The organism is Bacteroides timonensis (assembly GCF_000513195.1).
GTDB lineage: Bacteria > Bacteroidota > Bacteroidia > Bacteroidales > Bacteroidaceae > Bacteroides > Bacteroides timonensis.
The window spans coordinates 1-15325 of the sequence record NZ_CBVI010000169.1; the positions used below are offsets into that span (position 1 = coordinate 1).

The 15325-nt window shown below is 38.8% G+C and carries 12 protein-coding genes and 1 tRNA gene; 7 read left to right on the plus strand and 6 right to left on the minus strand.

All coding sequences use genetic code 11. The features are described 5' to 3' along the window. Window positions 1–49 precede the first annotated feature (49 nt). From BN161_RS26615 to BN161_RS26635, 5 genes are all read right to left on the minus strand, one after another. Window positions 50–1357, minus strand: a complete 1308-nt coding sequence (locus BN161_RS26615) for a phenylacetate--CoA ligase family protein (protein WP_044272092.1) — start codon at window positions 1355–1357, stop codon at window positions 50–52. A gap of 22 nt (window positions 1358–1379) precedes the next feature. Further along, window positions 1380–1961, minus strand: coding sequence for an indolepyruvate oxidoreductase subunit beta (locus BN161_RS26620; protein WP_007217792.1), 582 nt, complete (start codon window positions 1959–1961; stop codon window positions 1380–1382). A 4-nt stretch (window positions 1962–1965) separates the two neighbouring features. After that, window positions 1966–3558: a thiamine pyrophosphate-dependent enzyme gene (locus BN161_RS26625; protein WP_044272094.1), complete on the minus strand. Its 1593-nt coding sequence runs from the start codon at window positions 3556–3558 to the stop codon at window positions 1966–1968. Window positions 3559–3656: 98 nt separating this feature from the next. After that, entirely contained in the window at window positions 3657–4694 is a 1038-nt protein-coding gene (gene mltG / locus BN161_RS26630; protein WP_044272096.1) for an endolytic transglycosylase MltG, read from the minus strand. 89 nt (window positions 4695–4783) lie between these two features. Further along, a tRNA-Thr gene (locus BN161_RS26635) sits at window positions 4784–4856 on the minus strand. Window positions 4857–5056: 200 nt separating this feature from the next. Between BN161_RS26635 and BN161_RS26640 the strand changes: the two genes are divergently transcribed. From BN161_RS26640 to BN161_RS26660, 5 genes are all read left to right on the plus strand, one after another. Then, complete coding sequence (locus BN161_RS26640) at window positions 5057–6733, plus strand: polysaccharide biosynthesis protein (protein ID WP_044272098.1); 1677 nt, start codon at window positions 5057–5059, stop codon at window positions 6731–6733. Between the two features lie 133 nt (window positions 6734–6866). Further along, window positions 6867–9317, plus strand: coding sequence for an SLBB domain-containing protein (locus BN161_RS26645; RefSeq protein WP_044272100.1), 2451 nt, complete (start codon window positions 6867–6869; stop codon window positions 9315–9317). Window positions 9318–9325: 8 nt separating this feature from the next. Continuing rightward, window positions 9326–10435 (plus strand): Wzz/FepE/Etk N-terminal domain-containing protein, encoded by a 1110-nt coding sequence (locus BN161_RS26650; protein WP_044272102.1) that lies wholly within the window; start codon window positions 9326–9328, stop codon window positions 10433–10435. Next, window positions 10411–10758, plus strand: a complete 348-nt coding sequence (locus tag BN161_RS26655) for a UpxY family transcription antiterminator (protein ID WP_044272104.1) — start codon at window positions 10411–10413, stop codon at window positions 10756–10758. The genes BN161_RS26650 and BN161_RS26655 overlap by 25 nt, the downstream gene beginning before the upstream one ends. After that, on the plus strand, window positions 10758–11219 hold the full coding sequence (locus BN161_RS26660; protein ID WP_074435195.1) for a WbuC family cupin fold metalloprotein: 462 nt from the start codon (window positions 10758–10760) through the stop codon (window positions 11217–11219). Before BN161_RS26655 ends, BN161_RS26660 begins: the two co-directional genes overlap by 1 nt. On the opposite strand, the gene BN161_RS26665 is transcribed toward BN161_RS26660, so the two are convergent. After that, the gene (locus BN161_RS26665) at window positions 11216–12427 is read right to left on the minus strand and encodes an ROK family transcriptional regulator (RefSeq protein WP_007217797.1); all 1212 of its coding nucleotides are present in this window, start codon (window positions 12425–12427) and stop codon (window positions 11216–11218) included. The two genes, BN161_RS26660 and BN161_RS26665, sit on opposite strands and share 4 nt — an antisense overlap. A 377-nt stretch (window positions 12428–12804) precedes the next feature. On the opposite strand from BN161_RS26665, the gene BN161_RS26670 reads away from it, so the two are divergent. Continuing rightward, entirely contained in the window at window positions 12805–13899 is a 1095-nt protein-coding gene (locus BN161_RS26670) for a DUF4434 domain-containing protein (protein WP_044272106.1), read from the plus strand. A gap of 2 nt (window positions 13900–13901) precedes the next feature. After that, window positions 13902–15308 carry a sugar porter family MFS transporter gene (locus BN161_RS26675; RefSeq protein WP_044272108.1) on the plus strand — a complete coding sequence of 469 codons (1407 nt, stop codon included), beginning with the start codon at window positions 13902–13904 and terminating at the stop codon, window positions 15306–15308. The last annotated feature ends 17 nt before the right edge of the window (window positions 15309–15325 follow it).

Consider the following 15325-nt stretch of genomic DNA (forward strand, 5'->3'; position numbering starts at 1 on the left):
CGCTTCATGGGATGTTTTTTTATGTAGAGAGAGTAATCTCTTGAAAGAATTAGTGATTTTGACGTAGGTCTTTTACTCTGACTGCTTTTCCTTCGCTTTGTGGCAAGGAACCTTTTTTCACTAGTTTCAGTTTGGGAGTCACTAATATCTCGTCTTTCAATTGACGTGTGATCTCTTTGCGTATCTTTTCCAATTCAATGTAATTATCAGTAGAAAGATCGCTGAGTTCTACTTCCACAATCATTTCATCCTGGTTGTTTACTGTTTCCAGTGTGATAAGATAATTGCTGCCTAATTGTGGGAATTGTACCAATATCTTTTCTACTTGCATTGGGAAGATGTTAACTCCCTTAATGATGAACATATCATCGCTACGTCCTTTAATACGGTCAATGCGTAGGTGGGTGCGTCCACATGGACATTCTCCGGGAAGAATACGGGTGAGATCTCGGGTACGATACCGTAGAAGCGGCATCATCTCGCGGTCGAGAGTGGTCAATACTAACTCACCGATTTCTCCATCTGGAACTGGTTCTCCTGTTTCAGGATCAATAATTTCAACCAGATAGCAATCCTCCCAGAAGTGCATGCCGTTTTGTTCCTGACATTCAAAAGCAACTCCAGGGCCGTTCATTTCTGTCATACCAAAGCTGTTATAAGCTTTAACACCTAACATACGTTCGATCTTTTTCCGTTGTTCATCTGTATGAGGCTCAGCACCAATGACAAGTGTTTTTAAGCTGGTGCTTGTCGGATCTATACCTTCTTCTTGAATGACTTCTGCCAGGCGAATAGCATAGCTGGGAATAGCATGAAGCGCAGTTGTTTTGAAATCAGTGATGAATTTAATCTGACGCTTACTGTTTCCGGCAGCAGCAGGAACTGTCAGTGCTCCCAAACGTTCTGCTCCATATTGGAAACCTAATCCTCCGGTGAACATACCATATCCGGAACTATTCTGGAAAACATCCGTTTTGCGTATGCCTACCATATAGAGACAGCGTGCTACCAGGTTTGCCCAAGAGTCCAGATCGTGCTGAGAATGAACAATCAGAGTCGGAGTACCGGTTGTTCCGCTTGAAGAATGAATACGTACGCCATCTTCCTGCATATTGCCTGAAACTAGACCAAAAGGGTAGGTGGCACGCATATCAGCTTTAGTGGTAAATGGGATTTTTCGAATATCTTCGAGGCTTTGAATGCTATCAGCTGTGATATTATGTTCTTGGAACACTTTTTGGTAATACGGTGAATTAGCTGCAATATTTATCGTCTTTTTAAGCCGCTGAAGTTGCAATTCCTGCAACTTCTCACGGCTCATGGTCTCTATGTCTTCTTCCCAGTATTTGTTATTCATGGTAGTTTGTTTTGGAGGGTCTTTACATTAATTTTTCGGCAATTTCTTTTCCGGCAGCCAGTGCTTTGAGGTTCATCTCTACAATAGCCTCGCCTTTGCGTTCGAAGATTTCGCGGATGCTGGTTTGTATTTTCTCATAATCAATTCCCAGAAAGGGAATGGTAGCCCCAAGCAAAACAATATTTGCTACGCGAATAGAACCAATTTCTTTAGCCACCTTATCCACATTCAGAACGATTTTATGGGGTAATTTATCCAACTCTGCCCGCACATCAGCTTCTGCCGGATAGTTGGGGATATTAACGAACGGAGTTTCGTTAGTTACCAGCCAGCCTTCAGAACTTAAATAGGGGAGATAGCGTAGTCCTTCCATGGGCTCAAGTGAGATGATCAAATCGCATTTGCCTGAAGGAATAAGATCAGAGGCAATAGGTTGATCACTGATACGTAAATTGGATTGTACGTCACCGCCACGTTGGCTCATGCCATGTACTTCCGCTTGTTTCATATATAATCCGTCTTTAAGGGCGGCTTTACCAATTACTGTGGCGATAGAGAGGATGCCTTGTCCACCAACGCCGGAAAGTATGATATCTTTTTTCATGGTTTTACTTGTTTCGTTTTTTACGTGCTAAAGTTTGAATGCATTCTCTGCGTGGAATAATAACAGATACACCACGATATTCGATTTCTTCACGGATAATCTGTTTCATTTCTTCATAATTCTTTTTAAGGGGAACTACTATGCGAATGTGTTCAGGAGCTACACCGATACCAGCGCAGATTGCTTCGATACGTCCTGTGCCGGCGGAATCCTGACCGCCTGTCATAGCGGTAGTTTCATTGTCTGAGATGACAATGGTAACATTAGCATTTTCATTGACACAGTCTAGAAGTCCTGTCATGCCGGAATGGGTAAAAGTTGAGTCTCCGATGACTGCCACTGCAGGGTGAAAACCGCCATCAGAGGCACCTTTTGCCATTGTAATGGATGCCCCCATGTCTACACATGAATTGATGGCATTGAATGGCGCATTGGCTCCTAAAGTATAACAACCGATATCACTGAATACCTTATGAGTTGGATATTCTTCTTTTAGTACTTGCGTCAGTACAGTATACATATCACGATGGCCACAACCTTCGCAAAGTGCAGGTGGACGCATTTCTACAAGAGAAGGCACTCCAAACTCTGATTTGTTTTCTTTTCCTACTGTGCGCGCTACCTTGTCCGGATTTAATTCACCGTCCTGTGGCAATGTGCCATCCAGACGTCCTTTTACTTTAACGCCAATGCCGAGATAACCTTTCAACTGTTTCTCAACGAAAGGTTGTCCATCTTCCAATACCAGAATCTCATCGCAGGCTTCTACCAGCTGTAGAAGTTGTTTCTTGGGTAATGGGTATTGCCCAATCTTTAATACAGGATATTCACAGCCGTCAGGATAGTTTTCCATCAGATAGTTGTAGCCGATACCGCAAGCTATGATACCCATTTTTTTGTTAGGACCATCTATATACTTATTATATGGAGAACTTTCAGAGGCTTCAATGAATTCAGCCTGACGTTCCAACAAAACTTTGTAACGTTTGCGTGCATTACCTGGTAATAGGATAAATTGGCGTGGGTCTTCACTGAAAGATATTTCATTCTGGACTTGTTGGGCCTTTTGTTCTACACCTGAACGAGAGTGGGCGAGACGGGTGACCATACGCAATAATATCGGTTCACCGATTTTTTCAGAGAATGCAAAGCCGTTATAAACCATGTCGTACGCTTCTTGCTGATTACTTGGTTCGTACATGGGAATAAGTGAGAAATCACCGTAAAAGCGGCTGTCTTGTTCATTTTGTGAAGAGTGCATGCTGGGATCATCCGCTGCTATTACGATTAATCCACCTTTTACACCGGTAACGGCTGAATTGATAAAACAGTCGGCAGCTACATTCATACCTACATGTTTCATACAGACTAATGCTCGTTTACCAACAAATGACATACCCAAAGCGGCTTCCATTGCGGTCTTTTCGTTAGAAGACCAACGACTGTGAATATTTTGTTCAGTCGTAATGGGTGCCATTTGGATGTATTCTGTTATTTCCGTGGAAGGAGTGCCGGGATAGGCGTAAACGCCTGAGAGTCCGGCATCTAATGCAGCTTGTGCAATGGCTTCATCGCCAAGTAAGAGTTGCTTGCTCATATCTGATTGTTTTAATGTTAGTCATGGATTATTAATAAGAAAATAATCTGCGTTTTTCATTCGCAAATATAGCCTTTTGCTTTTATTTTATTACGATTTTACTTGAAAATCTTTCTTTCGTTTAAAGCATTCCAATATTTTCTAGCATTTTTCATATGATCGGCGTAATTGGAAGCAAAGTTATGGGTACCTGAAAAGTCCTCTTTGGCACACATATAAATATAATTGTGCTTTGCATAATTCAGCACAGCATCAATGCCGATGGTTGAAGGAATGCGTATCGGTCCCGGTGGTAATCCGGCATTTAGATAAGTATTGTAGGGTGACTTTACATTCAGGTGCTCATTCGTAATTCTTCTTAGACCGAAATCTTGAAGTGCGAATTTAATGGTGGGATCGGCCTGTAAGGGCATACCCTTATTTAAACGATTTATATAGAGACCTGCAACCATGGGCTTTTCTTCATTGTTATTTGTTTCTTCTTCTACAATAGAGGCGAGCGTTGATACTTCTTCCGGTGTCATGCCTATGGTTGTGGCCTTGGCTAGTCGTTCCTGATTCCAGAATTTCTCATGTTCTTTCTTCATACGGTCAAAGAAATCCTGTACGCTCATATTCCAGTATACTTGATAAGTTTCGGGAATGAACAGGCTGGCCATTGTTTCCTTTGTATATCCCATTTTCTTTTGAAATAGCGAGTCGTTCATTATTGCTGCAATTTCAGTAGAATCAATCATAAGTTGTTTACCTACGCTGCGAGCAAGTCTATCTAAAGTACGTACATTGCTAATGGTCAGATTTATAGGTTCTTGATATCCTCTATATAAACGACTAAAGACGTGGTAAACACTCTCTCCTGGGCGGATGGCATAGCGTCCAGTGTGGATGTTTGAATTGTAGTCACGCCATTTAGCCATCCAGAGAAAGCCTGAAAAACTTTTCGGATGTCCCTGTTTTTTTACCTTGTTATATATGGAATCCAGTGTATCGTCTTTATCGATATAAATATAAGCTGTTTTGGAGGGATGAAACTGTGGATAGAATAAATAATAATAGAATGTTCCGGCACAAGCTGCGCCAATAAGGAACAGGGCTATCAATCCTCCTATGAGAATTCTTTTTGTTTTCTTTTTCATCGGTTTCTACAGTTTTCTTTAGTCAGGCAAAGGTAAGAAGAATCTATGAAATAAAAAAAAAGAGATGCATAAGCATCTCCTTTCCTTTGAGCCGCTAGCCAGACTTGAACTGGCGACCTACGCGTTACGAATGCGTTGCTCTACCAACTGAGCTATAGCGGCAGTGACTTTTCATTTACGGGGTGCAAAATTACACCTTTCTTTGAAATTACGAAAAGAAAAAGGTTTTTTTTTGAAAAAATCTTTCTTAAAATGGTTTTCTATATTTGCTCTGTCATTTTTCCTTCTAAAATAATTGTTTTATCAATATAAAAAATACATCTTTGCAAATCTTACTGTCAACCTAAAATCTGACAATAAATATGAATTTGAAGATATATTATAAGAATCTTTCATCCCGTATTGCCTCCAAGTGGACTATATTGGCTATTGATATTTGTTTGGTAATGATTTCCATGCTTTTAGCATGTATCCTTCAACTCGGGGTGTCTTCTATAATATATAAGATGTCATTGTATGTGTGGATGATTTTTTTCTCTTTGTTTTGTAATCTGTGTTTCTTTTCTGTCTTTCATACATATGTTGGAGTTATTCGTTTTTCTTCGTTTGTGGATATCTATAGAGTGTTTATATCTCTTACATTGAGCTATGGAGTACTGGGGGTAGGAAATTTTTGCTGGTCAGCTTTTGGTTTGGGAGAAACATTACCCAGTGGAATAATTTTTATAGCATATATTCTTAACTTCATATTCATGGCATGTCTGCGCATTTTGGTGAAAATGTTACATGAAGCTTTGTCTTTTGATATTCGGCATTGTGTGAATGTGTTTATTTATGGCTTTCGTGGAACTGGAGTGAATATAGCAAAATCTATGCGTGTAAGTAGGAATAATCATTATCGTGTATGTGGTTTTATTTCTGATGAGCCGTGGATGATAGGCAAACACACTATGGGATGTAGGGTATATGCTAATGATAAGATGTTATTTGAACACTTAAAAAGGAAGAATGTACGTACGATTATTGCTTCACCTGATAAATTGGTGGATTTGGAACAGTCTGGTATAGTAGCACAAATGTTAGCTCAGGATATCCATGTGATGACAGTGCCTCCCTTGAGCGATTGTTTGGATGATGGAATTATAAAAGATATCCATATAGAAGATTGGCTTCGTCGTGAACCAATTCAGGTTGATATCCGTAAGATAGCGGCTTATGTTGAGGGACATCGAATATTGATAACCGGTGCTGCTGGTACTGTAGGGCAGGAAATCGTTCGCCAGTTGGCGGCGCTAAATCCATATCAGTTGATATTGGTTGATCAGGCTGAATCTCCTTTGTACGATATTCAATTGGAATTGTCTGACCATTGGAAAAATCTCGAAGTACGGGTATTAGTAGCAGATGTTACAAATTATACTCGTATGGAGGCTATTTTCAGAGAGTGTATGCCGCAGTTAGTCTTTCATGCTGCAGCATATAAACACGTTGCCATGCTTGAAGATTATGCTTCTGAAGCTATACAGGTGAATGTTTTAGGAACAAAGACTGTTGCAGATTTGTCTGTAAAATACAAAATTAAGAAATGTATGATAATTTCTACAGATCATGCTTTCTGTCCGGTGCATGCTATGGGGTATAGTAAATGTTTGGCTGAAATGTATGTACAGGGATTATCTCGCAAAGTAGTGCAGGAAAATAGTCTTACTAAATTATTTGTAGTTCGCTTCAGTGATGTATATCCTGATGCCCCTCGCAGTTTAATGACTGTATCGGAAGCTTGTCAGTTGATATTGGAAACGGGGAATTTGGGTGAGAATGGTGAAATCTATGTGTTTGAAGATGATGCAGTAGAAGATACGCTGCCTACCAGCTATGAAATAATAAAGAAAAGCAAAGGATATTTCATTGATTATACTATGATTTGCGAGCAGATTAATACTTTAACGGAAAATAATTGCATGCAGGATTCAGCGGTAATAATTAACAAAATGAAAAAAATAATCTCATATTTTTCTGAGTCCTGTGTGGATGCCTGAACGGCTGAATGGAGTTTTTAATTCTTTTTCTGAAATTTCGATGTAAAATAAATGGGCGTTCTGAAATAATGTGCTACCTTTGTGCCCGATTTATATTTAACTGTAGGAATTTTAAAGATTAATCAAATATCTTATGCGTAGATTAATAGCACTATTCTTTTCAATCTTCATCCTCGTAGGGGGCATTATGGCCCAGCAAATGTCGGATGATCAGGTGGTTCAATATGTGAAAGAAGCACAGGGAACTGGCAAATCGCAAAAGCAAATGACTACTGAGCTATTGCGTAGAGGAGTAACCAAAGAACAGGTTGCTCGTATACAAAAAAAATATGCCGAGCATAGTACTGCTGCAGATGGAGTAGAAAACAAACCCTCTCAACTTCGTGAACGTACTTCTTTAATGACAGACGGGAAAGCTATTAGAGGTACTTCTTATGAAGAAGCAGAATTAGAAGAGCAGAAAGAAATAATTGATTTAAAACGTGATGCGAAAGCTACTCCTGAAGCACCGGGAAGCAATATTTTTGGTCATAGTTTATTTTCTAGTAGAAACCTTTCTTTTGAGCCGAGTGCAAATTTGGCTACTCCGATTAATTACCGTTTGGGCCCAGGTGATGAGGTAATTATAGATATCTGGGGGGCTTCGGAAAATACAATTCGTCAGACGATTTCTCCGGAAGGGACTATTTTAGTCCGTGGTTTAGGTCCCGTTCATCTTAGTGGGATGACTGTAAAAGAGGCGAATTCTTTTTTGCAACGTGAGTTTTCTAAAATCTATTCTGGAATTTCAGGTACTGAGCCCAACTCTGAGATAAAATTGACATTGGGTGACATTCGTACGATACAAATTAATATTATGGGTGAGGTTTCTGTACCGGGGACTTATACCTTATCTGCATTTTCCACTGTATTTCATGCTTTATATCGTGCTGGTGGTGTGAACCGTATCGGTAGTTTACGTAGTATTAAAGTGGTACGTGATGGTAAAACCTTTGCTGATCTGGATGTTTACGACTTTATAATGAAAGGTAAAATGAAGGATGATATACGCCTTCAGGAAGGTGACGTGATCATTGTAGATCCTTATCAGTCTCTGGTTGAGATTGTGGGTAAAGTCAAAAGGCCGATGTTTTATGAGATGAAACCTACAGAGACTGTTGCTACCATATTAAATTATGCAGGTGGCTTTACTGGTGATGCTTATAAAAAAGCCATTCGCCTTGTGCGTAAGAGCGGACGTGAACATCAGGTCTTTAATGTAGATGAAATGGATTATTCTGTTTTCCGTTTGGATGATGGAGATATGATTACGATAGATGCTGTACTGGATCGTTTCGAAAATCGCGTAGAAGTTCGTGGTGCTGTTTATCGTGCCGGTTTATATCAACTAGACGGTACAGTGAATACGGTGAAGCAGTTAATAAAGAAAGCTGAAGGATTGCGTGGAGATGCTTTCCTGAATAGAGTAATTATAGACAGAGAGCATGAAGACTTGTCTCATGAAATCATTGCTATTGATTTAGGAGGATTATTAAACGGGACGATTGCTGATATTCCTTTGCAGAAAAATGATATCCTGTATATCCCAAGTATTACTGATTTGAAAGAAGAAGAAACGGTTGCAATTTATGGTGAAGTTGCTAATCCGGGTACTTTCCTTTTTTCTAAGAATATGACTATTGAAGATTTACTTGTTCAGGCGGGTGGTTTGTTAGAAGAAGCTGCTACAACAAGAGTTGAAGTAACTCGTCGTATTAAAGATCCTAAGAGCACTTCATTCAGTAGTGTTTTGGGCAAAACATTTACTTTTGATATAAAAGATGGTTTTATTGTTGGAGGAAATGCTGAAAATTTCTATTTAGAACCTTTTGATGCTGTTTATATTCGTAAAAGCCCTGCTTATCGCAAACAACAGAATGTGGTTGTTGCGGGTGAAGTACTTTTCTCTGGTAGTTATTCTCTATTGAAAAAGAATGAGCGTTTGTCTGACTTGGTTAGCAAGGCTGGTGGTGTAACTCCGGATGCTTATGTAAAAGGAGCTCGGTTAATCCGTAAATTGTCCGATGAGGAAAGACGTCGTCAGAATGACGCTATCCGTATGGCTCAGGATGGTGAGGGTAAGGATTCCATATCTATACAGAAATTAAATCTGTCAGAGACCTATACTGTAGGTATTGATCTGGAGAAAGCTTTAGCTAATCCAAAGTCTGATTTTGATTTGGTTTTGCGTGAGGGAGATGTACTGTATATTCCGGAATATGTGAATACTGTAAAAATCAGTGGTTCGGTCATGTATCCTAATACCGTAGTGTATCAGAAGGGAAAGAATCTGAAATTCTACATTAATCAAGCGGGTGGTTATGGCAATATGGCAAAGAAGAAGAAAGTTTATGTAGTTTACATGAATGGTACGGTATCTCGTCTGAAGGCAAGAAATGCCAGTGCTATAGAACCGGGATGTGAAATTATTGTTCCCAGCAAGGCTGAAAAGAAACATATGGCGATGGCTGAAATTTTGGGTATTAGTAGTACAACTGCTACAATTGCAGCAATGGTAGCAACTATGGCTAACGCTTTTAAGTAATTTGGATTATGGGTGAAGAAAAAAAACTGAATACACTTCCTCAACAACCAGAGGAACAGGAAATAGACTTGATTGAACTTGCCAAGAAAGTTTGGGCAGAGCGAAAGTTGGTTTTTAAAGCGTGTGGATATGCTGCGTTAGTAGGACTGGTTGTTGCATTTAGCATTCCCAGAGAATATTCCACTAGCGTAACGTTAGCACCAGAAAGCACAGGGAAAACTTCAGGAGGTAGCATGGGAGCTTTGGCAGCTATGGCTGGAATCAATATGGGTTCTTCTGTTGGAGAAGATGCTCTTTATCCGGATCTTTATCCGGATATCGTAAGTTCTACTCCGTTTCTGACCGAGTTGTTTGATGTAAAGGTCAAAGATGATAAAGAAAAGGTAGATACTACGCTGTATGTTTACTTGGACGAACATCAGCGTGCTCCTTGGTGGGGTGCTATTATTTCTGCTCCTTTTAAAGTTTTGGGTTGGACCATCTCTTTATTTAAGGATGATGAAGTAGAAGGAACTGGCACACTGGATCCTTTTAGATTAACAAAAGACGAAGCAGACATTGCCGAAGCGCTAAGTAAACGTATTGCTGTCTCTGTTGATAAGAAGACAGGTGTTACTACCTTGACGGTAACAATGCAGGATCCTTTAATTTCTGCTTCATTAACCGATACAGTAATGCACCGCCTTCAGAATTATATAACTGAATATCGAACTAATAAAGCTCGTCATGATTTGGCTTTTACCGAGAAATTATATACAGAGGCAAAAGCTAATTATACGGATGCCCAAAGTAAGTATGCATCTTTTGTAGATGCAAATCAAAATATTATTTTGTTAAGTTATCGTGCTGAGCAGGAGCGTTTGCAAAATGAGATGAGTTTAGCATATAATGTATATACTCAAGTTGCCCAACAGTTACAGATGGCGAAAGCTAAAGTACAAGAAATTACTCCGGTATATACTGTTGTTCAGCCAGCGACGGTTCCTTTGCGTCCGTCTAAGCCTAGCAAGCCCATGATTCTGATAGGTTTCGTATTTTTGGCTGGTGTCGGTAGTGTTGGATGGATATTGTTTATAAAGGATTTATTAAAAGGATGGAAAAAGCAAACAACGATATGATGATGGATGAAAATTCGCGTAGCTGGTATGTATTGTACACAGCGCCAAGATTGGAACGTAAATTGATGCAACACCTTACTGTTGCCGGATATAAGACTTATTGTCCTATGCAAACAATTTATGTGAACTGGAATGGAAAGACAAAGGAAATTATTGTTCCTTTTTTCTCCGGTTGTGTTTTTGTAGAGGGAGATCTTAAGGATATGATCCCTGTTGTAGCTTCTCAAAAAGCGGCATTTTTAGTGAATGCTGATGGCAAAGAGCTTACTATAGTATCTGATAAGGCAAACCTTCCAGGAAAGTTTGCTCAATTATTGAAGTAATGATGAAGTTGATTTCAGAAGAACTGTTGGATAGTGTGTCCCATGAAGCACGAGAGAGCTCTCGTTTGCGTATGAATTATAATTTTCATGAATCATTGGATGCACCTATTCATCGCTTGCTTAATGCATTAGAGCCGGGAACGTATCTTCCTCCTCATCGTCACACTGATAAAGAGGAGACTTATGTGGTATTACGTGGAAGTCTGTTGACTTTCTTTTATGATGATTTAGGTAATGTAATAGAAAAAGTTAACCTAAATCCATCGGCTGGAGTTTATGGGGTGGAGATCCCTTCCGGTACTTGGCATAGTATTATTGCTTTAGAGCCAGGCACTGTGATTTTTGAAATCAAAAGTGGTCCTTATAAACCACTTCCTCCCGAAGATATTGCGCCATGGGCGCCTGCACCCTCCGACTTGGAAGGTGCGGCTGTGTTTATGAAACGAATGTTGGAGGTTTAATTAGCACCTTCAAACATTCGGCTTCGTGCCAGCATGCATGCACCTACAATGCCGGCCTTATCTTTTAACTTGGATGTCGTGATAACTGAGTCTTTATTCACGAGGTTTAAGGAGTATTTCCGTACTGCTGTTTTTATAGGTTGCGTAATGTAGTCTCCGGTTAGAGATAATGTTCCCCCGATTATTACTAACTCGGGATTAAAGATATTTATAAGACCGGCAATTTGTTTACCTAATTTTTGCCCGATTTCTTCAACAATTTCAATGCATAGCACATCTTCCTTGTTTACTGCTGCTATAATCTCATCTAATGTCAATGGGTTTTCCATATTAATCCGTTCGGATAAAATAGAATTTTCTCCTTTCTTTATTCGTTCCAGCAGAGTACGGTGTAATGCTGAACCGGAAGCTTCTGTTTCCAGACAGCCTTTCTTTCCACAGTGGCAGATGATTTCATTATCAAATGTGCTGATATGCCCAAATTCTCCTGAGAATCCAGATTTTCCTTTGTAGATTTTTCCATCTATAATAATTCCGATTCCTAATCCCCAGCTGACATTTACGAAAATAATATCCTTTTCTCCTTTAACGCATCCTTGCATATATTCTCCATAGGTCATTGCTCGTGTATCATTGTCGATTGTGACAGTATATCCTAGTCTTTCACTTAATACATCTGCAAGAGGACGTTCCTCAAAATTGAACTGGCTGAAACTATATCCGGATTCTGGGTTTACCCGACCTGATACATTGACATTGATATTAAGAATCTTTTCAGTGTCAATTGAAAGTTTCTTGATAAAATTGAGAATAAGACTACAAAGCTCGTTCATTCCTTCCAAAGAGTTCTCAAAATTATAAGGAATATCCATTTTGAGATCTACCATATCTCCTTTAAAATTGATTAATCCGATGTTGATGGAGAATTTTTTTATATCTACTCCAATAAAGTAACCGGATTGAGGATTCAAGCCGTATAGATGCGGGTGGCGTCCTCCGCTTGTTTCCAGTTTCCCATAATCATTTATATAACCTTCATCGAACATTTCACCTATTAATTTAGTGACAGTAGGGATACTCAGATCTAACTCCTTAGAGAGATCAGGAATTGTAGAACTACCATTATATATATAATAGGTGATAATCCTTTTTTTTATAAGGGCATTTTTAGACCCCATTTCTATTTCTTTTAGGAATTGCTGATACATACTCTTTGTTAATTTCATTATTGTCAACAAAGATACTTAATAATTTTATTAACATCAACCTTTCTATGTGAAAAAGAATATTATTTCTTCTTTTTATCTAGTTGATAATTGCTGAACTCTCCTTTTTCTTATTCCTTTTTTTGTCTTTAGTTTGCGTTTCTTTTCTTTTTCCTCGTTATTATTAATTAATAATATGGCTGTATTTAATTAAATGTATAGGATAATGAGAATTTAATAATAAAATAATTTATTATCTATTGTTTATTTAATAAATATATCTATATTTGCACTGTGTTATAAGTATAATAACCTCTATAATAATAAAGGTTAAACTTAGAATTCAATAGGTTAACATATATATTATACAGAAGAAAGCTATGAAAACAAGCAATCGCAGAGATTTTCTGAAAAAGGCCGCACTGGCAGGAGCTTCCGCCTTAGTAGCTCCTGGATTGCTGGCAACTGAAGAGAAAGAAGTGATATCTTTCTCTTCATCGCCCGGTGGTGAGACTGATGAATTTATTATTCCTAAGAATAATGGATTGAAAATAACAGGAACCTTCTTAGATGAGATTTCTCATGATATTCCTCATCAGAATTGGAGTGAAAGAGAGTGGGAGCAGGATTTTCGTCACATGAAAAGTATTGGGATTGATACTGTTATTATGATTCGTTCCGGTTATCGCAAGTTTATTACTTATCCTTCTAAATATTTGCTTGGTAAAGGATGCTATATGCCATCTTTCGACTTGGTAGATATGTATCTCCGTTTGGCGGAAAAATATCAGATGAAATTTTATTTCGGTTTGTATGATTCCGGGAAGTATTGGGATACGGGTGATTTATCTTGGGAGATTGAAGATAATAAATACGTTATTGATGAAGTTTGGAAGCAATACGGTGAAAAATACAAGAGTTTTGGCGGATGGTATATCAGTGGCGAGATCAGCCGTAAGACTAAAGGGGCTATTGATGCTTTCAGGGCAATGGGAAAACAATGCAAGGATGTTTCTGCAGGTCTTCCTACTTTTATTTCTCCTTGGATTGACGGAAAAAAGGCTGTGATGGGAACTGACAAGTTAACTAAAGAAGATGCAGTTTCAGTTCAGGAACATGAAAGAGAGTGGAATGAGATTTTTGATGGGATTCACGAAGTAGTTGATGCTTGTGCTTTTCAGGATGGGCACATTGACTATGATGAATTGGATGCTTTTTTTACAGTGAATAAAAAGCTGGCGGATAAATATGGTATGAAATGTTGGACGAATGCAGAAACATTTGACCGTGATATGCCAATCAACTTTTTACCGATAAAGTTTGATAAACTCCGAATGAAGTTGGAAGCTGCAAAACGGGCTGACTATGATAAGGCCATAACTTTTGAATTCTCTCACTTTATGAGTCCACAATCAGCTTACTTACAAGCGGGACACTTGTATGATAGATATAAAGAATACTTTAATATAAAATAAATATGAAGTCGACAATTAATTTTGGTTATTTAGTTTTCCTTTCGGTAGTAGCGGCTTTGGGCGGTTTTCTGTTTGGATATGACACTGCCGTAATTTCCGGTACCATTGCGCAGGTAACAGAACAGTTCGGGTTGGATGCTTTGCAACAAGGATGGTATGTAGGATGTGCATTGATCGGTTCTATCATTGGGGTGCTTTTTGCTGGTATTTTGAGTGATAAGTTTGGGCGAAAATCTACTATGATCCTTTCAGCTATTTTATTCTCTACATCGGCTATTGGTTGTGCTGCATCTACAGACTTTAATCAACTGGTTATCTATCGGATTATAGGTGGTGTTGGGATAGGGGTTGTTTCTATCATTTCTCCACTTTATATTTCAGAAGTGGCTGTAGCGCAATATCGCGGACGTTTGGTTTCTCTGTATCAATTGGCGGTTACAATCGGTTTCTTAGGAGCTTATCTCGTTAATTACCAGCTTTTAGGCTATTCTATGAGTAATCCGGATGCTAGTACAGGATGGTGGAACCTAGTATTTGTATCGGAGGTGTGGAGAGGTATGTTAGGTATGGAAACATTGCCTGCAATCATGTTTTTCATTATAATCTTTTTCATACCTGAGAGTCCTCGCTGGCTGATACTGAAAGGGAAAGAAGAAAAAGCTACAAATATTCTTGAGAGAATTTATACCTCTTCTAAGGAAGCTTTATTTCAATTGACAGAGACTAAGTCTGTACTATCATCCGAGTCTAAATCGGAATGGAAGCTCTTGTTGCAACCTGGTATAAGGAAAGCTGTTATTATCGGTGTATGTATTGCTATGTTAGGACAGTTTATGGGTGTGAATGCCGTTTTATATTATGGACCTTCTATTTTTGAAAATGCAGGTTTATCCGGAGGTGATTCTTTGTTCTATCAGGTTTTAGTGGGATTGGTGAATACATTGACTACTGTATTGGCTCTTGTTATTATTGATAAAGTAGGGCGTAAAAAGTTGGTTTATTATGGCGTATCAGGTATGGTGATTTCTTTAATACTGATTGCAACTTACTTTATTTATGGTGAGTCCTGGGCTATCTCCAGCATTTTCCTTTTAATCTTTTTCCTCTTCTATGTATTTTGTTGTGCCGTGTCTATATGTGCTGTGGTATTTGTGCTTCTTTCTGAAATGTATCCGACCCGGGTACGCGGGCTTGCCATGTCCATTGCCGGCTTTGCTTTATGGATAGGTACATACTTGATTGGACAGTTAACCCCCTGGATGCTCCAGAATCTTACCCCCGCCGGAACATTCATTCTGTTTGCAATCATGTGTGTACCCTATATGCTGATTGTTTGGAAACTTGTTCCCGAGACCACAGGAAAGTCTTTGGAAGAGATTGAACGCTATTGGATGAAAAATAAAAATTGACCTTAATATTATATAAA